Origin of the sequence: Stutzerimonas azotifigens DSM 17556, from assembly GCF_000425625.1 — a bacterium.
Taxonomy (GTDB): Bacteria; Pseudomonadota; Gammaproteobacteria; order Pseudomonadales; family Pseudomonadaceae; genus Stutzerimonas; species Stutzerimonas azotifigens.
Window position 1 is genome coordinate 8,293 of record NZ_KE384414.1, and the last position, 25,034, is coordinate 33,326.

At 65.7% G+C, this 25,034-nt stretch carries 23 protein-coding genes; 9 read left to right on the forward strand and 14 right to left on the reverse strand.

All coding sequences use genetic code 11. The annotated features are described in order from the left end of the window. Window positions 1-154 precede the first annotated feature (154 nt). The 3 genes from speA to thiO form a co-directional block, all read right to left on the reverse strand. Complete coding sequence (gene speA / locus H610_RS0117280; protein WP_028240852.1) at window positions 155-2,068, reverse strand: arginine decarboxylase; 1,914 nt, start codon at window positions 2,066-2,068, stop codon at window positions 155-157. A gap of 113 nt (window positions 2,069-2,181) precedes the next feature. Next, window positions 2,182-2,553 (reverse strand): translation initiation factor Sui1, encoded by a 372-nt coding sequence (locus H610_RS0117285; protein ID WP_028240853.1) that lies wholly within the window; start codon window positions 2,551-2,553, stop codon window positions 2,182-2,184. A gap of 378 nt (window positions 2,554-2,931) precedes the next feature. Further along, window positions 2,932-4,047: a glycine oxidase ThiO gene (gene thiO / locus H610_RS0117290; RefSeq protein WP_408055002.1), complete on the reverse strand. Its 1,116-nt coding sequence runs from the start codon at window positions 4,045-4,047 to the stop codon at window positions 2,932-2,934. Between the two features lie 100 nt (window positions 4,048-4,147). Between thiO and H610_RS0117295 the strand changes: the two genes are divergently transcribed. From H610_RS0117295 to H610_RS0117325, 7 genes are all read left to right on the forward strand, one after another. Next, window positions 4,148-4,648, forward strand: a complete 501-nt coding sequence (locus tag H610_RS0117295; RefSeq protein WP_028240855.1) for a GspH/FimT family pseudopilin — start codon at window positions 4,148-4,150, stop codon at window positions 4,646-4,648. 130 nt (window positions 4,649-4,778) lie between these two features. Further along, window positions 4,779-5,273: a GspH/FimT family pseudopilin gene (locus H610_RS0117300; protein ID WP_028240856.1), complete on the forward strand. Its 495-nt coding sequence runs from the start codon at window positions 4,779-4,781 to the stop codon at window positions 5,271-5,273. 9 nt (window positions 5,274-5,282) lie between these two features. Then, window positions 5,283-5,876: a type IV pilus modification protein PilV gene (gene pilV, locus H610_RS0117305; protein WP_043238910.1), complete on the forward strand. Its 594-nt coding sequence runs from the start codon at window positions 5,283-5,285 to the stop codon at window positions 5,874-5,876. Then, window positions 5,873-6,691, forward strand: a complete 819-nt coding sequence (locus H610_RS0117310) for a PilW family protein (protein WP_028240858.1) — start codon at window positions 5,873-5,875, stop codon at window positions 6,689-6,691. Before pilV ends, H610_RS0117310 begins: the two co-directional genes overlap by 4 nt. Beyond that, window positions 6,688-7,329 (forward strand): PilX N-terminal domain-containing pilus assembly protein, encoded by a 642-nt coding sequence (locus tag H610_RS0117315; RefSeq protein WP_028240859.1) that lies wholly within the window; start codon window positions 6,688-6,690, stop codon window positions 7,327-7,329. Before H610_RS0117310 ends, H610_RS0117315 begins: the two co-directional genes overlap by 4 nt. A 12-nt stretch (window positions 7,330-7,341) precedes the next feature. Continuing rightward, window positions 7,342-11,073, forward strand: coding sequence for a pilus assembly protein (locus tag H610_RS0117320; RefSeq protein ID WP_028240860.1), 3,732 nt, complete (start codon window positions 7,342-7,344; stop codon window positions 11,071-11,073). A 20-nt stretch (window positions 11,074-11,093) separates the two neighbouring features. Beyond that, complete coding sequence (locus H610_RS0117325; RefSeq protein WP_028240861.1) at window positions 11,094-11,519, forward strand: type IV pilin protein; 426 nt, start codon at window positions 11,094-11,096, stop codon at window positions 11,517-11,519. Between the two features lie 57 nt (window positions 11,520-11,576). Here H610_RS0117325 and ispH read toward each other — a convergent pair whose 3' ends face one another. The 6 genes from ispH to murJ all read right to left on the reverse strand — a co-directional run bounded on the left by ispH (window position 11,577) and on the right by murJ (window position 19,115). After that, complete coding sequence (gene ispH, locus H610_RS0117330) at window positions 11,577-12,521, reverse strand: 4-hydroxy-3-methylbut-2-enyl diphosphate reductase (RefSeq protein ID WP_028240862.1); 945 nt, start codon at window positions 12,519-12,521, stop codon at window positions 11,577-11,579. A 23-nt stretch (window positions 12,522-12,544) separates the two neighbouring features. Beyond that, a complete protein-coding gene (locus tag H610_RS0117335) occupies window positions 12,545-12,982 on the reverse strand; it encodes an FKBP-type peptidyl-prolyl cis-trans isomerase (RefSeq protein ID WP_028240863.1) in 438 nt (145 codons plus the stop codon). Continuing rightward, window positions 12,975-13,478, reverse strand: a complete 504-nt coding sequence (lspA, locus tag H610_RS0117340) for a signal peptidase II (RefSeq protein WP_028240864.1) — start codon at window positions 13,476-13,478, stop codon at window positions 12,975-12,977. The genes H610_RS0117335 and lspA overlap by 8 nt, the downstream gene beginning before the upstream one ends. A 156-nt stretch (window positions 13,479-13,634) precedes the next feature. Continuing rightward, the gene (ileS, locus tag H610_RS0117345) at window positions 13,635-16,466 is read right to left on the reverse strand and encodes an isoleucine--tRNA ligase (protein WP_028240865.1); all 2,832 of its coding nucleotides are present in this window, start codon (window positions 16,464-16,466) and stop codon (window positions 13,635-13,637) included. 24 nt (window positions 16,467-16,490) lie between these two features. Beyond that, complete coding sequence (gene ribF, locus H610_RS0117350; RefSeq protein WP_028240866.1) at window positions 16,491-17,417, reverse strand: bifunctional riboflavin kinase/FAD synthetase; 927 nt, start codon at window positions 17,415-17,417, stop codon at window positions 16,491-16,493. A gap of 141 nt (window positions 17,418-17,558) precedes the next feature. Then, complete coding sequence (murJ, locus tag H610_RS0117355; RefSeq protein WP_028240867.1) at window positions 17,559-19,115, reverse strand: murein biosynthesis integral membrane protein MurJ; 1,557 nt, start codon at window positions 19,113-19,115, stop codon at window positions 17,559-17,561. A 226-nt stretch (window positions 19,116-19,341) separates the two neighbouring features. Between murJ and rpsT the strand changes: the two genes are divergently transcribed. Beyond that, on the forward strand, window positions 19,342-19,620 hold the full coding sequence (gene rpsT / locus H610_RS0117360; RefSeq protein WP_028240868.1) for a 30S ribosomal protein S20: 279 nt from the start codon (window positions 19,342-19,344) through the stop codon (window positions 19,618-19,620). Window positions 19,621-19,680: 60 nt separating this feature from the next. Here the strand turns inward: rpsT and H610_RS0117365 are convergent, their stop codons facing one another. The 5 genes from H610_RS0117365 to rplU form a co-directional block, all read right to left on the reverse strand. Further along, the gene (locus H610_RS0117365) at window positions 19,681-20,139 is read right to left on the reverse strand and encodes a CreA family protein (RefSeq protein ID WP_161630480.1); all 459 of its coding nucleotides are present in this window, start codon (window positions 20,137-20,139) and stop codon (window positions 19,681-19,683) included. 7 nt (window positions 20,140-20,146) lie between these two features. Further along, entirely contained in the window at window positions 20,147-21,265 is a 1,119-nt protein-coding gene (gene proB / locus H610_RS0117370; RefSeq protein WP_028240870.1) for a glutamate 5-kinase, read from the reverse strand. Between the two features lie 83 nt (window positions 21,266-21,348). Continuing rightward, window positions 21,349-22,563, reverse strand: coding sequence for an Obg family GTPase CgtA (gene cgtA, locus H610_RS0117375; RefSeq protein WP_028240871.1), 1,215 nt, complete (start codon window positions 22,561-22,563; stop codon window positions 21,349-21,351). 198 nt (window positions 22,564-22,761) lie between these two features. Beyond that, window positions 22,762-23,019, reverse strand: coding sequence for a 50S ribosomal protein L27 (gene rpmA / locus H610_RS0117380; RefSeq protein ID WP_028240872.1), 258 nt, complete (start codon window positions 23,017-23,019; stop codon window positions 22,762-22,764). 35 nt (window positions 23,020-23,054) lie between these two features. Then, window positions 23,055-23,366, reverse strand: a complete 312-nt coding sequence (gene rplU, locus H610_RS0117385; protein WP_028240873.1) for a 50S ribosomal protein L21 — start codon at window positions 23,364-23,366, stop codon at window positions 23,055-23,057. A gap of 400 nt (window positions 23,367-23,766) precedes the next feature. Between rplU and H610_RS0117390 the strand changes: the two genes are divergently transcribed. Beyond that, window positions 23,767-24,735 carry a polyprenyl synthetase family protein gene (locus tag H610_RS0117390; protein ID WP_028240874.1) on the forward strand — a complete coding sequence of 323 codons (969 nt, stop codon included), beginning with the start codon at window positions 23,767-23,769 and terminating at the stop codon, window positions 24,733-24,735. The last annotated feature ends 299 nt before the right edge of the window (window positions 24,736-25,034 follow it).

Consider the following 25,034-nt stretch of genomic DNA (forward strand, 5'->3'; position numbering starts at 1 on the left):
CGCGTAGGGTGGGCTTCAGCCCACCAGAGAGGCCACGGCTTTCAGCAGTCGGTGGGCTAAAGCCCACCCTACGGCGCTGGTGCCGCCACCTGGGAGGCCCGACCTCGGGGCGAGCTTGCCTGAGCGAACAGCATTGCGGCGTGCGTACAGGCTCTCAGGGCGTCAGGTAGGAGGAGCGGGTCAGCCCGAGGCGCAGCGCGTCGATGTACTGGGTACGCTCCTTGGCGCTGAGCCTGGCGCTGGCCACCTTGTCGCGGTAGTAGGTCATCAGCTCTTCCGGCGACAGGTGCACGTAGCGCAGCATGTCCTCGATGGTGTCGTGGGTCTCAATGCCGGCGTGGTAGAAGCTGCCGTCGTCGCGCTGGTAGACGTTGACCGAGTCGGTGTCGCCGAACAGGTTGTGCATGTCGCCGAGGATTTCCTGGTAGGCGCCGACCAGGAACACCCCGAGGAAGTACTCCTCGCCCGGCTCGATCTCGTGCACCGGCATGCTGCTCTCGATGCTCTGCTCGTCGACGTAGTGCTTGATCTTGCCGTCGGAGTCGCAGGTCAGGTCCTGCAGCACGGCGCGCCGCACCGGTTCCTCAGTCAGCCGTTGCAGCGGCACGATCGGCAGGATCTGGTCGATGGCCCAGGTGTCCGGCAGGCTCTGGAACACCGAGAAGTTGCAGATGTACTTGTCGGCGAGCTTGTCGTTGAGCTCGTCGAGCACCGCGCGGTGCGAGCGCTGGCGCGCCTTGAGCTGGTTGTACAGGCGGCGGCAGATGGCGAAGTAGCTCTGCTCGGCCAGCGCCTTCTGCGCCAGCGTCAGCTTGCCGGCGGCGTACTGCGCGGCGGCCTCGCTCATGTAGTGGGTGGCGCGCCAGTAGGTCTCGGTGACCATCTCCGGGTCGGTCGGGCCGAGCAGGTCGACCAGCGACTGCACGATATCCGGCAGTTCGTCGTAGTTGTCGACCTCCGGCGCCTGGTCGTTGTGACGCTCGAAGTCGGTCACCTGCATGACCAGTACCGCATGGTGCGCGGTCATCGCCCGCCCGCTCTCGGAGAAGATGTGCGGGTGCGGCAGCTCCTGGCGGTCGCAGAATTCCTTGAGCATGCCCACCACGGTGCCGGCGTATTCGTCGATGTCGTAGTTGATCGAGCTGGCGTTGCGCGAATGGGTGCCGTCGTAGTCCACGCCCAGGCCGCCGCCGACGTCGATGTGGTCGACCGGCAGGCCCAGCGCGCGCAGCTCGGCGTAATAGCGGATGGCCTCGCGGAAGCCCTGGCGATAGTCGGCCAGGTTGGCGATCTGGGAGCCCATGTGGAAGTGCAGCAGGCGCACGCCCTGGTCGATGCCGGCTTCGCGGAAGCGCTCGATGACGGTCAGCAACTGTGCGGCGGACAGGCCGAACTTGGACTTCTCGCCGCCAGTGTCTGCCCACTTGCTCGAGGCCAGCGACGAGAGGCGCACGCGCAGGCCCACCTGCGGCACCAGCTTGAGCTCGGCGGCCTCCTCGATCACCAGGCCGACCTCGGACATCTTCTCGATGACGATGAAGACGTTGTGCCCGAGCTTCTGGCCCATCAGCGCCAGGCGGATGAACTCGCGGTCCTTGTAGCCGTTGCAGACGATGGTGCCGCCCTTGGGTGCCAGCGCCAGCACCGCCATCAGCTCCGGCTTGGAGCCGGCCTCGAGACCGATGGAGACGTTCTGCGTGGCGATGATGTTCTCGATCACCGCCTCCTGCTGGTTGACCTTGATCGGGTACAGCGCGGTGTAGCGGCTCTGGTATTCGAGGCGCTCGATGTTGGCGTCGAAGGCGCCGGTCAGCCGCCGCACGCGGTCCTGCAGGATGTCCGGGAAGCGCACCAGCAGCGGCAGCGACAATCCGGCCTCGCGCAGTTGCTCGATCAGCCCGTTGAACTCGATGGGCTGGCCCTCGGGGCCGTGCGGGCGCACCTCCACCCTGCCGTCGTCATTGATCGAGAAATAGCCCGCGCCCCAGTGGCGAATGCCGTAGACGCTGCGGCTGTCCGCCGCGGTCCACTGGCTACCGTCGTCTTTGCGTGTGCGTCTTACCGGCATGCGGCCTCCGTGAAGGAAGATAGGGTGCGCCCGACGAGGGCTCGCCGGGCGGGTATTCTGGATTGGAACGATCGGCGCCGCGGGAATTCACGCGCAGAACGACGCTGCGCGGCTCAGCCGCCGGATTTCTTCGCCTTGAAACCGCGCGCGGCGAGTTCGTCGAGCAGCAGCTGCACATGGTCGCCCTGGATCTCGATGACGCCGTCCTTCAGCGCGCCACCGGTGCCGCAGCGACGCTTGAGCGCGCTGGCCAGCTCCTTCAGCTCCGCCTCGGCCAGCGGCACGCCGCTGACGCTGGTGACCGTCTTGCCGCCGCGCCCCTTGGTTTCGCGGCGCACGCGGGCGATGCCGTCGCCGCTCGGCGCCGCCGGCTGCCCGCAGCTGCAGCGCTCGACCGGTTGTCCGCAATCCGGGCAGTGGCGCCCGCGATCAGTGGAATAGACCAGTCCGCCGAGGCCGGCCAAGGAAGTGGTTTTCTTCGCCACGAATCCCCCCGATTCAAGGATGCGCCCGCCAGGGCCCGAAGGTGGCGCAATTTAGCAGTCCGTCCGCGGGTTGTAACCCGCCCTGTACGCTTCGCCCGGCCGGCTCGCGCCGAACCTGGCTGGGAGGCCCACCCGCATTCGCCGCGAGGGCGCGCCTGCCACGGGGGGCGGTGGCGCCGTGCTTTTCCCTTCTCCCTGCGGGAGAAGGTGGCCCGCAGGGCCGGATGAGGGAAGGCCGGCCACCCACGCTCTTCGGGCAGGCGATGCCTGCCATCGCCGCCAGGGGGCGCAATCCACAGGGATGTGGTGAATGCAGCAAGCCCGTCGGGAACGGGCGCGGCCTCCCACAAAAGAGCCGAGCCGCACGCTGCGCAGGCCCTAAACAATCCTCCCGGCCGGTGCGTAGGGAGCCGGGTCGACGATCGGCTCGCGGCCGAGCACCAGGTCGGCCAGCAGCCGGCAGGACGCCGGCGCCAGCACCAGGCCGTTGCGGTAATGACCGCAGTTCAGCCAGAGCCCCTCATGCCCCGGCACCTCGCCGATATAGGGAATGCCCTCGGGCGAGCCCGGGCGCAGGCCGGCCCAGTGCCTGACCACCTCGGCCTTGCCCAGCGCCGGCAGCAGTTCGGCGGCGGACACCCGCAGGCTGGCCAGGGCATCTTCTGTCGGGGTCTTGTCGAAACCGGCGTGCTCCAGGGTGCTGCCCACCAGCACGTGGCCGTCCCGGCGCGGAATGGCGTAGCGCCCGCGCGCCAGCACCATGCTCGGCAGGAAGTCCGCCGCGCACTTGAACAGAATCATCTGCCCCTTCACCGGCTCGACCGGCAGCGTGATCCCCAGCGTCGCCAGCAGCTCGCCGCTCCAGGCCCCCGCGGCGACCACCACGCGCTCGGCGCGCAGCTCCCGGTCGTGCGTGCGCACGCCGACCACGCGTTCGCCGTCGCGAAGAAACGCCCTGACGGGACTCCGCTCGAGCACCTGCACGTTCGGCATCTGTCGTAGTGCCGCGGTCAGCGCCTTGCCAAGCCGAGGGTTGCGCACATTGGCCACGTCCGGCATGAACACGGCATGGGTGAAGCCCGCACCCAGGGCCGGCACGGCGGCATACACCTGGTCGATCGAGCGCGGGAACAGCGGCCTTCCGCTGTGCTCGGCCCAGCGCAGCGCCTCGGCCTCGTCCTCCAGATCGAGCCAGTACAGGCCCGTTTCATGGACTTCGGGGCTGATGCCGCCCTCCGCGACCAGCCGCTCGTCGAGCCTCGGGTAATAGTCCTGCGACCAGTGCGCCAGCGCGGTGACCGCCGGCTGGTAGCGCCACGGGTACAGCGGCGAGACGATGCCGCCGCCGGCCCACGAGGCCTCGCGCGCGGTTTCGCCCGCCTCCAGCAAGACCACCTGCAGGCCCGCCTGGCCCAGTTGATAGGCGGACAGCAAGCCGATCACGCCACCGCCTACCACCACTGTCGCTCGATTCACGTCTTGTCTCCCCGGCATCTGCAAATTGCCGTTCCGTTCCTTGACGCGGAGGTCGTCAAGGTTAAATAGAAGCGCGGCCAGGACGGCCGCGAAAACATACCGTGCACAAGGAAACGCCATGAAACGCGAAGGTGCCTTCACGCTCGTCGAACTCGCCGTCACCCTCACACTGCTGGCACTGGTCGCCATGATCGCCGTGCCCGCCACCGCCGACTTTCTCGAACGCAACCGCCAGCAGGCCCAGCGGCATCATCTCGAAGGATTGCTGCACGAGGCGCGGGCACGGGCCGTGATCGAGGGACGCAAGACCGAACTGTGCCCGTCCGAGGACGGCATCAGTTGCACGAACGACTGGACTCGACCCTGGCTGCTGCGCCGCGTCGACGACGGAGAGGTGTATTTCCGCACCGAAGCCGTTACCAGCCGCAGCCCGCTCCGCTGGTCAGGCTTCACGCAAAGCCTGCGCTTCTATGGCAACGGCACCAGCCCCGTCAGCAGCGGCCGCTTCTTCCAGTGCCACCGCAACGAGATCGCCTGGCAACTGATCGTCAGCCGGCAGGGAAGGATACGGCCGGCCACGGCGAGTGAAAACAACCAGGACGTCGCACGCTGCAACTGAGCCGCTTTGCGATGGGCTGCTCAGCGCACGAACCGGTCATCCGCCATCTTATGCCGGCCGTCTCGCCAGTACGGATTTGCCTTTTCAGGCGCGTCAATATCCGTTCGCCAAATTAACATCGGAGCAGATCATGTCGCGCCGCGATGACATGGAAGGTTTCACGCTGATCGAACTGATGATCACCATCGCCCTGCTGGCCATCCTGGCCGCCGTCGCCTTTCCCAGCTTCGGTCAGTTCATCCGCAACTCGCAGCTGCAGGCGCAGGCGGAAGAGCTCAAGGCCTTCGTCCAGCAGGCCCGCAGCGAGGCGGTCGTCGCCCGCGCCAGTGCCGAGCTGACGATCAAGAGCGACGCCGCCTGGGAGATCAGTCGCGGCGGCGATGTGCTGCGCAGGCTCGAGCATGACGCCGCAAAGGCGACGCTCACGGCCACCGACGGCAACGGCACCGCGCTGAGCAGCCTGACCTATTACCCCTCGGGAGTCGCCAGCAGCGCGGCGCGCTTCACCGTCTGCCGCGATCAGGACCCCGCCAATGGATATCTCGTCACCGTCGAGCCGAGCGGCAGCATCCAGCTGCACCCGCGCGGAAAGGACGGCAACGACCCCCTCGACGCTTGCGAGTAAGGAGAGCCCATGTTGAAGAGGCCACACGGATTCAGCCTCATCGAGGTCCTGGTGACCCTGCTGCTGGTCACCACCGGCGTGCTGGGCATGGTCGCAATGCAGGCGCGCGCGATCCAGTACACCCAGGACTCGGTGCAGCGCAACGCGGCGGTCGACCTCGCCAACGAGCTGGTCGAGCTCATGCGCGCCAACCCGGACGAGGTGTTCACCTCCCTGCCGCCGAGCCAGCCGGTCGCCAGCGGCCTGAAAGGCTCGTCGCTGTTCTACAAGTCCAGGGGCGGCAATTTTTCACCCGCTCCCGGCACGCCCGGCTCCGGTGACTGCGCGCCGCCGGGCAGCGCCACCAACAAGGATCCGAAAAAGCAGCGCGACTGCTGGCTCAGCCGCGTCCAGGCCAACCTGCCGGGTGCGTCCGACCTGCTGACCGAGCACTTCTACGTGTGTCGCAGCTCGGTCGCCAGCAACGGCGCCGCGCCGACATGCGACGGCAAGGGCTCGGTCCTCGAAATCCAGCTGGCATGGGCGGTCAAGTCGGGCGCCTGCCCCGACGACCGCGCGCCGAACGCAACCACCTGCATCTATCGCACACGGGTCGAACTATGAAACGCCAACCTAGAACCCTGGCGGGCGAACTCGGCCTGTCCATGGTGGAGCTCCTGGTCGCACTGGCCGTCAGCAGCTTCCTGATCCTCGGCATCACCCAGGTCTACATCGACAACAAGCGCAACTACCTCTTCCAGCAGAGCCAGGCCGGAAACCAGGAGAACGCGCGCTTCCTGGCCATGCTGATGGACAGTTATCTCAACAAGGCGGGCTACCGCCGGGCGCCGCACCAGTTGGCCGAGTATGCCTTTCCGGCGGCGTCCTTTTCCGACTGCGGCTCCCTGGACGCCGGCGCCGCGGTCACCAAGGCGGCGAACAAGGTCGGCCTGTGTCTGCGCTACTACCCGATGGTCAGCGAAGAGCTGGACTGTCAGGGCAACAAGACGGCCGCCTTCGACGACTCGGATGTATTCGACAGCCCTGGCGATCCCATCACCCTGCTGCTGTATTTCGACGCCGACAGCGGTTCGCTGCGGTGCAAGAACCTCGGCAACAACCAGGCGGCGTCCGAACTGGTCACGGGAATCACCGACTTCCGTCTGCAGTTCGCCGTCGGCAAGGCGTTGAACAAGACCATCGACCAGGTCGTGGCGGCCAATGCCTGGGGTGGTGGCGAGGCGGTTCTCGGCGTCGGCTACCAGGCCCTGCTGGCCGGCGGTACCCGGCAGCGCGCCACGGAGGATTCCAAGGTCCTCGACGACTGGCTGAAAGACGCCGACTCGACGACCGAAACCCGCCTGACCGCCGAACGCCAGGACCTGCGCCTGTATCAGGTCGCCTCCGGCACCCACACCCTCAGGAACCTGACGCCATGACCCAACTGCCCTCCACCCGCCAGCGGGGCGCGGCCCTGCTCGTCGCCCTGGTAATGCTGCTGGTGCTGACCGTACTGACCGTCACCAACATGCGTGAAGTGACGCTGGAAAGCCGTATCACGGCGAACAAGGCGGAAAACGCACGCCTGCACCAGACCGCTGACGCGGCGCTCCGCGAGTCGGAAAAGCGCTTCTACGGCCCCGGCAACCTGCAGGCCAAGCTCGAACCGGACGAAGCGAATTGCGTGAAGAACAACGTCTTCACTGTACCGCTCAACAAGCCTTGCCTGATTGACGTTTCGAAGGAGGGCACCGTCCCTTACAAGGAGGCGATGAAAGCCTTCGTACTCGATCCGCTGACCTATTTCTCCGCCACCGGCCGGACGACCGATGCCGCTGCGAACAACGTGCCCCTGGTATGGATGCCATATCGCGGAACCGAAGCGGGAAGCGTCAGCGAACTGGACACCCGGGCGTACTGGAACAGCGCGCTCATCACCAGCGAGGGTGTCAACGCCGAATACGGCGACGCCATGGAAGGGCGCGGGACCTACTTCTACCTGATCACCGGCCAGGCCGCCGACACGCTGGCCGTGCAATCGACCATCGCCAACATCTATCTCGGCCTGAACAACTAAGGGACGCCAACCATGAAACCTCTGGCCAACAATCGGACGGCTAAGACACTCCTTGGCAGCCTCGCGACCGCAGCCCTGCTCGTTACCGCCCTGGACGTGCAGGCGGCCGTTTCGCAAAGCCCCTTGAGTCTGACGGTGGGCGTTCCGCCGAATATCATCCTCACGCTGGACGAATCGGGGAGCATGTCGTGGGGATTCGTTCCGGACTCGATTGAAGATGATGTACTCATTAATAGGAATAATAACTACACCATCACTCGCCTCTATGCGGCGAGCGAATTCAATGCGATGTACTACAATCCTGGCACAAAGTACGTCATTCCACCGTTCTTCGACGAGAACGGAAGCGAAGTCAAACTGACGACCCAGTTCACCAAGGCACCGATCAACGGCTTCAGGCCCGGCGATGGGACCGTCGACCTTTCCAACAATTACAGACCCACAGGGAAAGAGTACCGGATGCCTAACGGCACTCATCAGCGAGCCAGCAACCCCGGTAATGACTTCAGCGTATCCATATCGTTCTCAAGAAACGAAACAAAAACCGAAACCAGCGACGCAGGAATCAGCTTCAAGGTAACTCGCTCCGGAAACAACTATACGTGCTCCATAGAAAAATCCGGACCTGTGCTATCCACCAGCAATTTCTCCTGCTCCAGAAGTTCAAATACATACACGGTCCTTACGCCGGCATATTATTACGTCTTCGATGAAAACCTCGCCGGCTGCTCCACTTCTACGGCGACATCGAACTCGAACTGCTACAAGCTGGTTTTCGTCAAAGACGATGAAAAGGAAAACTTCGCTACCTGGTATTCCTTTTACCGGACCCGTGCCTTGGCAACCCTGTCCGCCACCAGCCTGGCATTTTCGCAACTGTCTACCTCAGCTCGCCTGGGCTGGCAGAACCTTGCATTGTGCACCAGCCTCAACGGCGGAGACACGAAAAACTGCAAGGACAACAAGTTCCGGGAATATGACGCACAACATAAAGGGCAATTCTATAGCTGGCTTAAAGACGTATATTTCAATAGCGGAACCCCACTCCCTGCCGCAATGAAAAGAGCCGGCGAGTTCCTCAAGGAAAGTGTCGCCTGGCAAAAGTATCCGAATAGCCGAAACTCCGCCAACAAGAATACTGCCGACAATACCTATGCCTGCCGGCCGAGCTACCACATTCTGATGACCGACGGGATGTGGAACGCCACGACCTCCAACCCAAGCCCATTCAGGCATGACGGCGCCAACATCACCTTGCCGGACGGCAAGAACTACACAGGCCAACGCCCCTATCAGGACAACACCTCCAGCACGCTCGCAGACCTGGCGATGCATTACTGGGCTACGGACCTCAACCCTAACCTCGAAAACAAGCTTACCCCCTATCTCGCCGACAAGAGCGGAACCGACGAGGACAACTACTGGAACCCCAAAAATGACCCCGCCTCCTGGCAGCATATGAGCAATTTCATCATGGGCTTGGGACTGGGCAACTCGCTCAAACAAAAGGGAATTGAATGGGACTCCGAAAAAGGTACGTTCGGCGGCAGCGGCTATAACAATCTGCTCACTGGCACGGCCAGTTGGCCAGCCGCGTCCAGCAATAGTCAGAATAACGTTTATGATCTCTGGCACGCGGCGGTCAATTCGCGCGGCGAGTTCTTCAGCGCCGACAGCCCAGAAGCAATGATCCAGGCGTTCGATGACATTCTTTCACGTATTTCCGATCGAAAATCCAGCGCAGCCAGGCCGGCGATCAGCTCCGGACAAGTAAGCGAGGACGAACAGATCGAAGGACGTATCGTGACGGTCTCCTACCAGTCCACCTATGCCAGTGACGAGAGCTGGTCAGGAGACCTCAAGCGCGTAGAAAAAGGGTGGAGTGCGGAAAACAACCAGTACGAGACTTTCGTCATCTGGAGTGCCGAAAACAAGGTTCCCGCTGCCGCCAATCGCAAGATCTATATCGCGTCCGAAACCGAGACCAGCGGCCTTCAGGCATTCACCGAGCAGAATGCCGGCCTCAGCGGCACTACCGATTCGCTCGCCTACCATCTGAACAGGGACCCGGAGAACGGCAACATTGCCGACGGCAGATGGCAGTCGAGATTGAATTACCTGCGGGGCGATCGATCGCTGGAAGACAGCACCATGCGCAAACGCCATTCGGTGCTCGGTGACTTCTATGCCTCCAGTCCGGTCGCCGTTTCCGGCCCTCGCTATCTGCGAGGATTCGCCAACAAACTCGAGCAAAGCCACGGAGATAACACCTACACCGCCTTTGCCGAATCGATCGCCACCCGCACGCCGCGGGTCTATATCGGCGGCAACGATGGCATGTTGCACGGTTTCAACGCCAGGACAGGGATCGAGGAGTTCGCCTTCATCCCCACCGCCGTGTTCCCCAAGCTGAACAAGCTCACCGGACGCAACTACAGCCACGAGTTCTATGTCGACGGCACACCGGTCGTGGCGGACGTATTCGACGGCAGCCAGTGGCGGACCGTTTTGGTCGGTACGCTGCGTGCCGGCGGCAAGTCGGTGTTCGCACTCGACATCACCCGTCCGGGCCAGGAAAAACTGCTCTGGGAATTCGATGACTCGGATATTCCCGACAACGACGTCAAGATGGGCTACAGCTTTTCGCAACCGACCATTGCCCGCCTGCACACCGGCAAGTGGGCGGTGGTGTTCGGCAACGGCTACGAGGCCGCCGGCAATGGCAACGGGAAGGCCGCCCTGTTCATCGTCGATGCCTTGTCCGGCGAACTGAAGAAGAGCCTGGAAGTGTCCGGCACGGCGAACGTGCCGAACGGCCTTTCCACGCCCAGGCTCGCCGACTACAACGGCGACGGCGTAGCCGACTACGCCTATGCCGGCGACCTGCAAGGCAACCTCTGGCGCTTCGACCTGCTGCGTAACAACCGTGAACAGGCGCAGCCCTTCACCACCGCAGACGATGGTGAGAATGCCCTCGGCGATTTCGAGGTGGGATACGGTGGCAAACCGCTGTTCAAGGCCGAGGCCAGCAACAATGCACGCCAGCCGATCACCGCGCCACCGTCACTCATCCAGCACCCGACCAACACCGGTTACCTGGTCGTATTCGGTACCGGCAAGTTCTTCGAGGACGGCGACAAGGACGGCGACAAGAGCATGGCCCAGACTGTCTACGGCATCTGGGACAGGCAGACCCGCGGGGAAGATACCGCAGCGATCACCATCAGCCGCAGCTCGCTGACACAACAGACCATCGAAGCCACCGTCACCACCGACGGCACCCCGGCCCGCGTGATCACCGGCAACAACGTCCCCTGGACGACCAACGACCGGGACGGGAACATGGCGATCAACCAGTACGGCTGGTACCTGGACCTGAGGTCGGGCGCGCTCGAGGGCGAGATGGTGATCGAGCCCATGGTGACGCTCGGCCGTACGCTGTTCTTCCAGTCGCTGATTCCCAACACCGACCCCTGCGCGGACGGCGCCAACAACTGGACCTATGCGATCAACCCCTACACCGGCGGCCATACGGCACAGAATGCATTCGGCCTGACGCCAGTGACCATCGGCCAGGACAGCAGGACCGTCTCGGCGATTCGCCAGGATGGCGAAGGCGGGCTTTCCGCCGGACAGAACCAGGACCAGAGCTTCGAACTCTGCACCGGCCTGGCCTGCGTGCCGGTCTTCCCCGATCCGTCGAGCATGGGCCGGCAGACTTGGCGCACGGTGACGACGCAATGATTCTTCAGAAGGAGCTGGCCATGAAGCCAAACATGCGAGGCTTCAGCCTCATCGAAGTCATGATCGTGGTGGTGATCGTCGGCATTCTCGCCTCCATCGCCTATCCGAGCTATCGGGAATACGTGCTGCGCGGCAACCGGACCGAAGGCCAGGCGCTGCTCAGCGAGGCGACGGCGGCCCAAGAGCGCTACTACGCGCAGAACAACCAGTACGTCACCACGACGAACGACCTGGGCAAGCTGGGGCTGCGTTCGTCGACGGCCACCGGGATCACTTCGGAGACCGGCAAGTACACGCTGTCGGCGAGCAGCAGCGCGGGTGACGGCGGCTACACCCTCACCGCCACGCAGACCTTCAACGACAGTGGTTGCGGCAATCTCACCCTCAACGCCATGGGAGAACGCGGCAACAGCGGTAGCCGCAACGTTGCCGAGTGCTGGCGCTGAAGCCACCCTAAAGAAAAAAGGCTCGCATCCTGCGAGCCTTTTTTTCGAGCAGCGGTTTTATATCGCCTTGACCCGTAATTCCTTCGGCATCGAGAAGGTGACATTCTCGGGGCGGCCATCCAGTTCCGCCGCCGCGCTCGCGCCCCACTGCTTTAGCCGCTGGATCACGCCCTGCACCAGCACTTCCGGGGCCGAGGCGCCGGCGGTGATGCCGACCGCCTGCGCGGTGGCGAACCACTCCTGGCGCAGGTCCTCGGCGCCGTCGATCAGGTGTGCCGGCGTGCCCATGCGTTCGGCGAGTTCACGCAGGCGATTGGAGTTGGAGCTGTTCGGGCTGCCGACCACCAGCAGCACATCGCACTCGGCGGCCAGCTGCTTCACGGCGTCCTGGCGGTTCTGCGTCGCGTAGCAGATGTCGTCCTTGCGCGGGCCGCCGATCTTGGGAAAGCGGCTGCGCAGGGCGTCGATGACCCGGCTGGTGTCGTCCATCGACAGGGTGGTCTGGGTGACGAAGGCGAGCGAATCCGGATCGCGCACCTGCAGGCTGGCGACATCCGCCTCGTCCTCGACCAGGTAGATCGCCCCGCCATTGCGGGTGTCGTACTGGCCCATGGTGCCTTCCACCTCGGGATGCCCCTGGTGACCGATGAGGATGCATTCGCGCCCTTCCCGGCTGTACTTGGCGACTTCCAGGTGCACCTTGGTGACCAGCGGGCAGGTGGCATCGAAGACCTTGAGTCCGCGCTTTTCGGCTTCCTGACGCACGACCTGGGAGACGCCGTGCGCGCTGAAGATGACGATCACGTCGTCCGGCACCTGGTCGAGCTCTTCGACGAATACGGCGCCGCGCGCACGCAGGTCCTCGACCACGAACTTGTTGTGCACCACCTCGTGGCGCACGTAGATCGGCGGGTCGAAGACTTCCAGCGCGCGGTTGACGATCTCGATGGCGCGGTCGACCCCGGCACAGAAGCCGCGCGGGTTGGCGAGTTTGATCTGCATGGCGTTCTCGTCGCTCCGGCGGCTCAGGCGGACTTGACGTCGATGACTTCGACGCGGAAGTCCAGCGCCTTGCCGGACAGCGGATGGTTGAAGTCGACCGTGACCTGACGCTCGTCGAACGCCTTGACCACGCCCGGCAGCTCGGTGTTGGCCGCATCGTTGAAGATGATCAGCAGCCCCTCGGAAAGCTCCATGCCCTCGAACTGGCTGCGCGGCATCACTTGCACGTTCTGCGGATTGGGCTGGCCGAACCCCTGCTCCGGGGCGATCTTCAGGGTGCGCTTGTCACCGGCCTTGAGGCCGAACAGGGCCTGCTCGAAGCCGGGCAGCAGGTTGCCGTCGCCGACCCTGAAGGTGGCCGGCTGCTTGTCGAAGGTGCTGTCGACGACGTCGCCGTTCTCGAGCGACAGGGCGAAGTGCAGGGTCACTTGGCAGTCGTTGCCGATGCGCGCTTCAGTCATGAGCGGGTTCTCCGGATTTGTTGCCCTTGAGCATGTCGAGCGCCAGCATGATCGCGCCAACGGTAATCGCGCTGTCGGCGACGTTGAAGGCCGGGAAAAACCAGCGGTTCTGCCAGTGCACGAGGATGAAGTCGACCACGTGGCCGAGCACCACGCGGTCGTAGAGGTTGCCGAGCGCGCCGCCGAGCACGAGCGCCAGGGCCACGGCGAGCCAGGTCTCGTCGGCCTTGAGGCGCTTCATCCAGACCACCAGGACGATGCTCACGCCCACCGCGATCACCGCGAAGAACCAGCGCTGCCAGCCCGAGTGATCGGCCAGGAAGCTGAAGGCGGCGCCGGTGTTGTAGGCCAGCGTCCAGCTCAGGTAGTCGGGGATGATCTCGATGCGCTGGTACAGCGTCAGCGCGTCCTCGAAATAGAACTTGGTCGCCTGGTCGACGACGATCACCAGCAGGCTCAGCCAGAGCCAGGACAACTTGCCGATGCGGCTGCTCATGCCAAGGCTCCGATCGGTGCTGGACTGTCTCCGCGGGGGCGCGCAATCCACAGGGATGTGGTGAATGCCGCAAGCCCGTCGGGAACGGGCGCGGCCTCCCACAAAGGGGGCCAGCTTGCGCCACGAGCGCCGGAAATGGCCGGCAGCCTGGTGCGGTCACGCATAGTGACGCACCTCGCCCTCGCCTTCGATGTTCTCCACGCAGCGACCGCAGATCTCCGGATGCGCCGGGTTCCGGCCGACGTCCTCGCGGTGGTGCCAGCAGCGGCCGCACTTGGGCGCGGCCGAGCGGCTGACCGTCAACTTGAGGCCCGGCAGCTCGCTCTCCACGGCATCGGCCGGTGCCTGCTCGAGCGGCGCGATGGCCACGCCCGAGGTGATCAGGACGAAACGCAGCTCGCCGCCGAGCTTCTGCAGCTGGCTGGCCAGCGCGCTGTCGGCATAGAGCGTCACCTCGGCCTGCAGGTTGCCGCCGAGGGTCTTGGCCGCGCGCTGGTTCTCCAGCTCCTTGTTGACCGCCGCCTTGACGGCCATGACCTGCTCCCAGAAGGCGCGGTCGAGTTCGCTGTCGGCCGGCAGTTCGCTCAGGCGGTCGTACCAGGTGTTGAGCATCACCGACTCGTTGCGCTCGCCGGGCAGGTACTGCCAGATCTCGTCGGCGGTGAACGCCAGGATAGGCGCGATCCAGCGCACCAGCGCCTCGGCGATGTGGAACAGCGCGGTCTGGCAGGAGCGCCGCGGAACGCTGTCGGCACCGGTGGTGTACTGGCGGTCCTTGATGATGTCGAGGTAGAAGCCGCCCAGTTCCTGCACGCAGAAGTTGTGCACCTTCTGGTAGACGTTCCAGAACCGGTAGCTGGCGTAGGCCTCCTCGATCTCGCGCTGCAGCAGCAGGGCGCGGTCGATCGCCCAGCGGTCCAATGCGATCAGTTGCTCGTCGGGCAGCAGGTCGGTGGCCGGATCGAAGCCGTCCAGGTTGCTGAGCAGGAAGCGTGCGGTGTTGCGGATGCGCCGGTAGGCATCGGCGGTGCGCTGCAGGATCTGCTGCGACACGGCCATCTCGCCGGAGTAGTCGGTCGCCGAGACCCACAGGCGCAGGATGTCGGCGCCGAGGGTGTCGGTCACCTGCTGCGGGGCGATCACGTTGCCGAGCGACTTGGACATCTTGCGGCCGTTCTCGTCCACGGTGAAGCCGTGGGTGAGCAGGCCGCGGTAAGGCGCATGCCCGTCGATGGCGCAGCCGGTCAGCAGCGAGGAATGGAACCAGCCGCGGTGCTGGTCCGAACCCTCGAGGTAGAGGTCGGCGCGCGGCCCCTGGTCATGACCCATGGGGTGCGAGCCGCGCATCACGTGCCAGTGCGTGGTGCCCGAGTCGAACCAGACGTCGAGGGTGTCGGCGATCTTGTCGTAGTCGCCGGCCTCCTCGCCCAGCAGTTCGGCCGGATCAAGCTTGAACCAGGCCTCGATGCCCTGCTGCTCGACGCGCCGGGCGACCTCTTCCATCAGCTCGACGGTGCGCGGGTGCAGCTCGCCGGTGGCCTTGTGCAGGAAGAACGGGATCGGCACGCCCCAGTTGCGCTGGCGCGAGATGCACCAGTCGGGCCGGCCGGCGATCATGCCGTGCAGGCGCGCCTGGCCCCAGGCCGGGACGAACTGGGTCTGCTCGATCGCCGCCAGTGCGCGCTCGCGCAGGGTCGGCCCCTCGTGCGGCGGGGTGTCCATGCCGACGAACCACTGCGCGGTGGCGCGGTAGATCAGCGGCGTCTTGTGCCGCCAGCAGTGCATGTAACTGTGCTGGATGGCGTCGTGGCGCAGCAGCGCGCCGACTTCCTCGAGCTTGGCGACGATCGCGCCGTTGGCCTTCCAGATGAACTGGCCGCCGAAGAACGGCAGCGATTCGGTGTAGACGCCGTTGCTCTGCACCGGGCTGAGGATTTCGTCGTTCTGCATGCCGTAGCGCTTGCAGCTGTAGAAGTCGTCCTCGCCGTACGCCGGCGCCGAGTGGACGATGCCGGTACCGGCGTCGAGCGCCACGTAGTCGGCCAGGTAGACGGGCGAGAAGCGCTCGTAGAACGGGTGGCGGAAACGGATCAGCTCCAGCGCCTCGCCCTTGGCGGTCGCCAGCGTGCTGCCCTGCAGCCCGTAGCGCTGCAGGCAGCTGTCGACCAGCTCCTCGGCCAGCACCAGCAGGCGCTCGCCGGTGTCGACCAGCGCGTAGGTGAATTCGGGGTGCACGTTCAGCGCCTGGTTGGCCGGAATGGTCCAGGGCGTCGTGGTCCAGATGACGATGGCCGCGGGCTTGGGCAGGCTGTCCAGACCGAAGGCGGCCGCCAGCTTGTCGGCGTCCTCGACCGGGAAGGCGACGTCGATGGCATCGGACTTCTTGTCCTGGTACTCGACCTCCGCCTCGGCCAGCGCCGAGCCGCAGTCGAAGCACCAGTTCACCGGCTTGAGGCCCTTGAACACGAAGCCCTGGCGGACCATTTCGGCCAGCGCGCGGATTTCCCCGGCCTCGTTGGCGAAGTCCATGGTCTTGTAGGGACGGTCCCAGTCGCCGAGCACGCCGAGGCGGATGAAGTCGGCCTTCTGCCCCTCGATCTGCTCGGCGGCGTAGACGCGGCAGCGCTCGCGGGTCAGGTCGGCCGGCTGGTTCTTGCCGAAGGTGGTCTCGACCTTGTGCTCGATCGGCAGGCCGTGGCAGTCCCAGCCCGGCACGTAGGGCGCGTCAAACCCGGCCAGGGTCTTGGAACGGACGATCATGTCCTTGATGACCTTGTTCACCGCATGGCCGATGTGAATGTTGCCGTTGGCGTACGGCGGGCCATCGTGGAGGACGAATTTCGGGCGCCCCTCGCCAATCTTGCGCAGCTTCCCGTACAGGTCGATGCTGTTCCAGCGCTGCAGGATCTCCGGCTCGCGCTGTGGCAGACCGGCCTTCATCGGGAATGCCGTCGCCGGCAGATTGAGGGTCGCTTTGTAATCGGTCATCTCGGTCCTGACTCGTATGGAAGATTAAAGGCGCCAGTAGGCGCGCGCGGCCGCGAAATCCGCCTCGATCGCGGCCTGCAGTGCGTCCAGGGACGCGAAACGCTGCTCGTCGCGCAGCTTCTGGTGAAAGGTGACCTGCAGGCGGCGGCCGTACAGATCGCCCCGATAGTCCAGCAGGTGCACCTCCAGGTGCGGCCGGCCGTCGCTACGCACGGACGGACGCGTGCCGATGTTGGCCACGCCGACCCGCGTTTCACCGTCCAGCCGCACGCTCACCGTGAACACCCCGTTCAGCGGCGCGCGCCGCCGCTTGAGCTGCACGTTGGCGGTCGGCGCACCGAGCTGGCGCCCGAGCTGCTGGCCGTGCAGCACACGCCCGGTGATGCTGAACGACCGCCCCAGCAGGCGCTCGGCGCTGGTCAGTTCGCCATCGGCCAGCGCCTGGCGAATCCGCGTGCTGCTGACGCGCTCGCCATCGACCTCGATGGTGGTCGCTGCCTCCACGCTGAAGCCCTCGATCACGCCGGCCTTCTGCAGGAAGGCGAAGTCGCCGGCGCGATCGCAGCCGAAACGGAAATCGTCGCCCACCTCGAGATGGCGAACGCCCAGCCCCTCGACCAGCACCGCATGGACGAACTCGGCCGCGCTGAGCTCGCGCAGGCGCCGGTTGAACGCCAAGCACAGCACCCGGTCGACGCCCTGGGCGGCGAGCAGCTCGAGCTTCTCGCGCAGCCGGGTCAGCCTCGCCGGCGCCTGCTCGGGCGCGAAGAACTCGCGTGGCTGCGGCTCGAAGATGACCACGCAGCTGGGCAATCGCAGCTCGGCCGCGCGCTCGCGCAGCCGCGCCAGGATCGCCTGGTGTCCCCGGTGCACGCCATCGAAGTTGCCGATGGTGGCGACGCTGCCGCCCGGCAGGGAGCGCAGATTGTGAAGACCTCGAACGAGCTGCATACCGCACTTCTGTTCACAAAGTGGTCGATTATACGCACGTGGCCGCCGTGGCGGACAGCGCGCGTCCATGGGCTAGAGGCCGGCAGGCCCCTTTCGCGCGCTCAGACGGAAGCCGACGGCGAAACCGGACATCCGGCCACCTCAGGCCACTCGATGGCGCAGATGACGCGGCCGCAGGCCGAGCGCCAGCAGCGCCGCGGCGAAGGCCAGCATCCCGCCGCCGACCAGCAGCGCCAGCTGCAGCGCGCGGCGTTCCCAGCCCCAGGCGAACCATTCGACCGACGGCACGTTCAGCCACCAGACCACCGCCACCATGGCTGCGCAGGCGCCGGCCAGGCGCAGCGCGAACAGCCCCCAACCCGGCGCCGGACGGTACACCCCGGCGCGGTACAGCCCCCAGAACAAGAGAAAGGCGTTGAGCATCGACGACAGCGAGGTCGCCAGGGCCAGGCCGACGTGCTGCAGCGGCCAGATCAGGATCAGGTTGAACACCATGTTCGCGACCATGCAGGTGATGGCGATGCGCACCGGGGTTTTCAAGTCCTGGCGGGCGAAGAAGCCCGGCGCCAGCACCTTGATCAGCATGAAGGCCAGCACGCCCAGCGAGTAGGCCTCCAGCGCATTGGCCGACTGCACCACCGCCTCCTCGCTCATCGCCCCGTAATAGAAGAGGCCGGCGATCAGCGGCTCGGCCAGCACACCCAGCGCCAGGGCCGCGGGAATACCCACCAGCAGCACCATGCGCAGCGCCCAGTCGAGCGTGCCGGAAAAGGCCTTGGGGTCCTCCCCGGCGTGCTGGCGCGACAGGCTGGGCAGAATCACCGTGCCGATGGCGATGCCGAACGCTCCCAGCGGCAATTCGGACAGCCGGTCCGCGTAGTACAGCCAGGAGACGCTGCCGGTCTGCAGGAAGGACGCCAGCACGGTGTCCAGCAGCAGGTTGATCTGACTGACCGACACGCCGAACAGCGCCGGCACCATCAGCAGCATGATGCGTCGCACGCCCTCGTCGCCGCGCTTGATGCGCGGCCGCGGCAGCAGCCCGAGCCGCGCCACGTAGGGCAGCTGGAAGCCGAGCTGGGCAAAGCCGGCGATGAACACGCCCCAGGCGAGCGCCATGATCGGCTCGTCGAAGAAGGGGGTCATGAAGACCGCCGAGGCGATCATGCAGACGTTGAGCAGTACCGGCGTGAAGCCGGGCACCGCGAAGCGGCCGTAGGTGTTCAGCACGCCCGAAGTGAAGGCCGTCAGCGAGATCAGCAGCAGATAAGGAAAGGTGATGCGCAGCAGCTCGCCGGCCAGCGCCATCTTCTGCGGCTCGTCGTGAAAGCCCGGGGCGAACAGCATGACCACGTAGGGCGCGCCGAGCACGCCGACCAGCGTGATCGCCGCCAGCACCAGCCCGAGCGCCCCCGCGGTACGGTCGACCAGCAGCTTGACCTCGGCCTGCGAACGCTTGGTGCGGTACTCCGACAGCACCGGCACGAAGGCCTGGGCGAAGGCGCCCTCGGCGAACAGCCGGCGCAGGAAGTTGGGAATCTTGAAGGCGATGAAGAAGGCGTCGGCCGCCGCGCCCGAACCGAAATAGTTGGCCACCACCATGTCGCGGATCATGCCGAGCACGCGCGACAGCAGCGTCATCACGCTGACCACCGCGCTCGAGCGCAGCAGGCCACCCTTGGCGCTTTTTTCAGCCATCTTCGAAACCTGAACGTCGCGACGGCCGGTGCGGCCGCCGTCGGGATGAGAGCGCCTGTCGTGCCGGCAGCGGGACGGGCGCGAAGCCGGCGAGTTTAGCGGCCGGCCGTCCATCCGGCCAGTGCCGCACAGCGCATGCGGGGATTGACAACAGCCCGCCCCATCGGCATGATTCGCGGCCTTGTTTGTCTGGTAACCCCACAAAAAGTTTTCGAGGAGTTCGACGGTGGCCAACAGCCCTTCCGCCAAAAAACGCGCAATTCAGGCTGAGAAGCGTCGCAGCCACAACGCCAGCTTGCGCTCCATGGTTCGCACCTACATCAAGAACGTGGTCAAGGCGATCGACGCCAAGGACCTGGAAAAAGCCCAGACGGCCTACACCGCCGCCGTTCCGGTCATCGATCGCATGGCCGACAAGGGCATCATCCACAAGAACAAGGCCGCTCGTCACAAGAGCCGCCTGAACGCCCACATCAAGGCACTCGGCCAGACGGCCGCTGCCTGATCCAGGCGCTCGAAGAAAAACCGGCCTAGTGCCGGTTTTTTCATGCCTGCGAATCAGCGCTCAGGGCTCCGGCCAGGGCTGGATGGGAATCGCGGTGACCGCGTTCTGCGGACTGCCCTCGATCACCCGGTCGCTGTACACCAGATACACCAGCGCGTTGCGCGCCTCGTCGTAGAAGCGCACCACCTGCATGGTCTTGAAGATCAGCGAAGTGCGCTCGCGAAAGACCACCTCGCCATCCTCCAGATCGTCCAGCAGGCGGATCGGCCCTACCTGCCGGCAGGCGATCGAGGCCTCGGCGCGATCCTCCGCCAGCCCCAACCCACCCTTGATGCCGCCGGTCTTGGCGCGTGACAGGTAGCAGGTCACACCCTGCACCTTCGGATCGTCGAAGGCCTCGACCACGATCCTGTGGTTCGGCCCCAGCCACTTGAACGCCGTATCCACCTCGCCGATCTCGCGCCCCTGCGCCAGCAGCGGCAGGAACGCCAGCAATCCCATCAACGCAGCCGGGCGCATGCTCACCTCACAACAGGATCATGTTGTCGCGATGGATCAGCTCCGGCTCGTCGACGTAACCGAGCCTGGATTCGATCTCGTCCGAGGAGCGCCCCTGAATCTTCTGCGCCTCGGCCGCGCTGTAGTTGACCAGGCCGCGGGCGACTTCGGCACCGTCAGGGCCGACGCACACCACCATCTCGCCACGCCGGAAGTTGCCCTGCACCGCCTTGACGCCCACCGGCAGCAGGCTGCGATGCCCTTCGCGCAGCGCCCGCACGGCGCCCTCGTCGAGACTCAGCACACCGCGCGTCTGCAGGTGGCCGGCCAGCCACTGCTTGCGCGCCGCGTGCCGGCTGCGCTCAGGCGCGAGCAGCGTGCCGAGCGACTCGCCGGCCTTCAGGCGCGCCAGGACCCGCTCGATGCGCCCACCGACGATCACCGTGTGCGCCCCCGAGCGCGCCGCCAGCCGCGCCGCGCGCAGCTTGGTCTGCATGCCGCCACGCCCCAGCGCGCCGCCGACGCCGCCAGCCATCGTGTCGAGCGCCGGGTCGTCGGCGCGCGCCTCGCCGATCAGCCGCGCCTCGGGATTGGTGCGTGGATCGGCGTCGAACATGCCGTCGCGATCGGTGAGGATCACCAGCAGGTCCGCCTCGACCAGGTTGGCCACCAGCGCCGCCAGGGTATCGTTATCGCCGAAACGGATCTCGTCGGTGACCACCGTGTCGTTCTCGTTGATCACCGGGATCGCCCCCAGCTCCACCAGAGTGCGCAGCGTGCTGCGGGCATTGAGGTAGCGCTTGCGGTCGGACAGGTCGTCATGGGTCAGCAGGATCTGCGCGGTATGCAGCCGATGCCGGGCAAAGCTGGACTCCCAGGCTTGCACCAGCCCCATCTGCCCCACGGCCGCGGCGGCCTGCAGTTCGTGCATGGCCTTCGGGCGCGCCTGCCAGCCCAGCCGACTCATGCCGGCGGCCACGGCGCCGGACGACACCAGCACCAGCTCGACGCCCGCCTCCCGCAGCGCGACCATCTGCTCCACCCAGACCGCCATGGCGGCCTGATCAAGCCCACGACCATCGGCGGTCAGCAACGCACTGCCGATCTTCACCACCCAGCGCCGCGCGCCGGCCACCTTGTCCCGCATCTTCAGCCTTCCGATCCGCCAGTCCTGGGCAGGCCCTCGCGGCCACCCGATCGAACGCCGGGACGGTGCCCGGCGATGCCTTCTCAACGCACGTAGAAAATTTCCGCCCCGCCTTCGTCGTCGTCATCGTCGAAGTCGTCGTCATCCAGGTCGTCCGCCGACTTGACGCCGGCGCGACGCAGCGCGCGCTGGTCGTCCAGCTCCTGCAGCCGCGCCCGGGCCTCGTCCTCGATCCGCTGGTCGAGCTCGGCCAGCGCCTCGGCATAGGCCGGCTCCTCGGCGATGCGCACGGCCCGCTCGTCCAGGTAACGCATGATCGCCTGGCTGAGCTCCTCGGTCCCCTCGCGCTCCAGTGCCGAGATGACGAACACCGGACCGCTCCACTGCAGCCGCTCGACTACCGCGCGCAGGCGCTCCTCGCGCTCGTCTTCGAGCAGCTGGTCGGCCTTGTTCAGCACCAGCCAGCGATCGCGCCCGGTCAGCGCCGGGCTGAATTTCTCCAGCTCGTGCAGGATGGTCTCGGCGGCATCGGCCGGATCGCTGCCGTCCACCGGCGCCATGTCGACCAGATGCAGCAGCAGGCGCGTGCGGGCCAGGTGCTTGAGGAAGCGAATCCCCAGCCCCGCACCCTCGGCGGCGCCTTCGATCAGCCCGGGAATATCCGCGATCACGAAGCTCTTGTAGCGCCCCACGCTGACCACGCCGAGGTTCGGCACCAAGGTGGTGAAGGGGTAGTCGGCCACCTTCGGCTTGGCCGCCGACACCGAGCGGATGAAGGTGCTCTTGCCGGCGTTCGGCAGGCCGAGCAGACCGACGTCGGCCAGCACCTTGAGCTCCAGCTTGAGGTCGCGCGCCTCGCCCGGCTTACCCGGCGTGGTCTGCCGTGGAGCACGGTTGGTGCTGGACTTGAAGCGGGTGTTGCCCAGCCCGTGCCAGCCGCCCTGCGCCACCAGCAGCTGCTGGCCGGGCCGGGTCAGGTCGCCGATGATTTCCTGGGTGGCGGCATCGATCACGGTGGTGCCGACCGGCACCGGCAGGATCAGGTCCTCGCCCTTGGCGCCGGTGCAGTCGGAGCTGCCACCCTTCTCGCCGTTGGGCGCATGGAAGCGCCGTGTGTAACGGTAGTCGACCAGGGTGTTGAGGTTCTCGTCGGCGACCATGTACACCGAGCCGCCGTCGCCGCCGTCGCCCCCGTTGGGGCCGCCCTTCTCGATGAACTTCTCGCGGCGGAAGCTCATCATGCCGTTACCACCGTCGCCGGCCTTTACATATATCGATACTTCATCGACGAATTTCATCGCTTGCCTCCCGCCGCTCGAGCGGGCCTGAGAACATGGGTGCGGCCTGCGCCGCCAAAGGCCGCCATTGTAAAGGCAGCGGCCGACAGCCGACACCGCAGCAGACAGCGGGCACCTTCCAGGGTGCCCCGCCGGGAGCGGGACAGCAGAAACAAAAAAGCCCCGTCGGATGACAGGGCTTTTCGAGCGAAATCGCGATCAGGCCGCGACGACGCTCACGTAGCGACGGCCGAAGGCACCCTTGACCTCGAACTTGACCACGCCTTCGATCTTGGCGAAAAGGGTGTGGTCCTTGCCCATGCCGACGCCGTAACCGGCGTGGAACTGGGTGCCACGCTGGCGAACGATGATGTTGCCGGCCTTGATGACCTGGCCGCCATACATCTTCACGCCAAGGCGTTTACTTTCGGAATCGCGACCGTTGCGGGTAGAACCGCCAGCTTTTTTGTGTGCCATGAGTTCAATACTCCTATGTTGGGATCCAGGCCCTGTTAGCCCTGGATACCGGTGATTTTGACCTCAGTGAACCACTGACGGTGGCCCTGACGCTTCATGTGGTGCTTGCGACGACGGAACTTGATGATGGTGACCTTGTCGTGACGCCCCTGGCTCACCACCTCGGCGGTCACCTTGGCACCGCCGACGACCGGCGCACCGATCTTGACGTCGTCGCCGTTGCCGACCAGCAGGACGCGGTCGAAGGTGACCGACTCGCCCGTGGCGACTTCAAGCTTTTCGATTTTCAGGAACTCGCCTTCGGCAACCTTGTATTGCTTGCCGCCGGTAACGATGACTGCGTACATCATGTATCTCCGTTGATCCTGCTCACCCAGCGCTTTGTAGGAATGGTTGGCGGCTGGCATGGCTGCATGGGGCCGGAAGGGACGCCCGTGCAATTGCGTAAGGCAGGGAAATTGCCCAGGGGGAATGTTCAGGGCCCGCGATTGTACGCAAGGCGGGAAGCCCGCGCAAGCCGTGCCGGCGCTCGCCTTGACAGCCCATACCCCGCCCCCTAGCATGCCGCGCAACCGTGGGCTGCGCCTCTTCGGACGCGACACCCATGCGCGCCGACGGGTTGCGCTCTGCTGTGTTGTGGGACTTGCGAGGGATCGGCATCGACGTCCCGCGCCTCGACTGGCGCCAGCAAGCCCGACGCGAAAAAGCCGACACACCGCGAACGCCCTACTGGAGCACCCGTCCCCGATGCAACCCCAGGCTTTCTATCACGTGGTGGCGGAGGATTTCGCCGCTGTCGACGGCATCATCCGCCAGCAGCTCAGCTCCCGTGTACCCCTGGTCGAGAAGATCGGCGACTACATCACCTCCGCCGGCGGCAAGCGCCTGCGTCCGCTGCTGGTCCTGCTCAGCGGCAATGCCCTGGGCTTTCAGAGCGATCGCCTGCGGCTGCTGGCGGCGATCATCGAGTTCCTGCACACCTCCACCCTGCTGCACGACGACGTGGTCGACATGTCCGGCATGCGCCGCGGCCGCTCCACGGCCAACGCCCTGTGGGGCAACGCGCCGAGCGTGCTGGTGGGCGACTTCCTTTATGCGCGCTCGTTCGAAATGATGGTCGAACTCGGCTCCATGCCGGTGATGCGCATCATTTCCCAGGCCACCCGGGTGATCGCCGAAGGCGAGGTGCTGCAGCTGAGCAAGGTGCGCGACGCCAGTACCACCGAAGCGGTCTATATGGAAGTCATTCGCGGCAAGACGGCGATGCTCTTCGAGGCCTCGACCCACAGCGCGGCCACCCTGGCCGAAGCCCCCGAGGCCCAGTGCGAAGCCCTGCGCACCTTCGGCGACCATCTCGGCGTGGCCTTCCAGCTGGTCGACGACCTGCTCGACTACAAGGGCGACAGCGAGACCCTGGGCAAGAACGTCGGCGACGACCTGGCCGAAGGCAAGCCGACGCTGCCGCTGATCTACACCATGCGTGAAGGCTCGGCCGAACAGGCCGAGCTGGTCCGGCGCGCCATCCAGAAGGGCGGCATCGAGGATCTGGAGCGGATTCGCCAGGCCGTCGAGGCCTGCGGCGCGCTCGACTACACCGCCCGACTGGCGCGCGACTACGCCGAACGCGCCACCGCCTGCCTCGAGACCCTGCCGGCCAGCCCCTACCGGGACGCGCTGGTCGAGCTCAGCCAGTTCGCCGTCGCCCGGACACACTGATCCAGCCTTACCGGCAATCGCCGCCTCCGCGATCTCCGCCGTCCCGGCGCAGGCCCGCACACCCCATAACAACCTTCGCCCGCCAGGAACACCCGTAGGAGCAGGCTCTGCCTGCGACCGGGATTTGCACCATGCCATGAACCTGCACCAAACCAACCCCTCACCCTCCGGCCCATACGCCGGGAGAGGGCTGGGGCGAGGGGTTGCATGTATGCCCTTCGCTCATCCAGCGGACCTGCCGCAATAGCGGTCGCAAGCAGAGCTTGCTCCTACAGCAGCAGGCACCGGGGCATCACGCA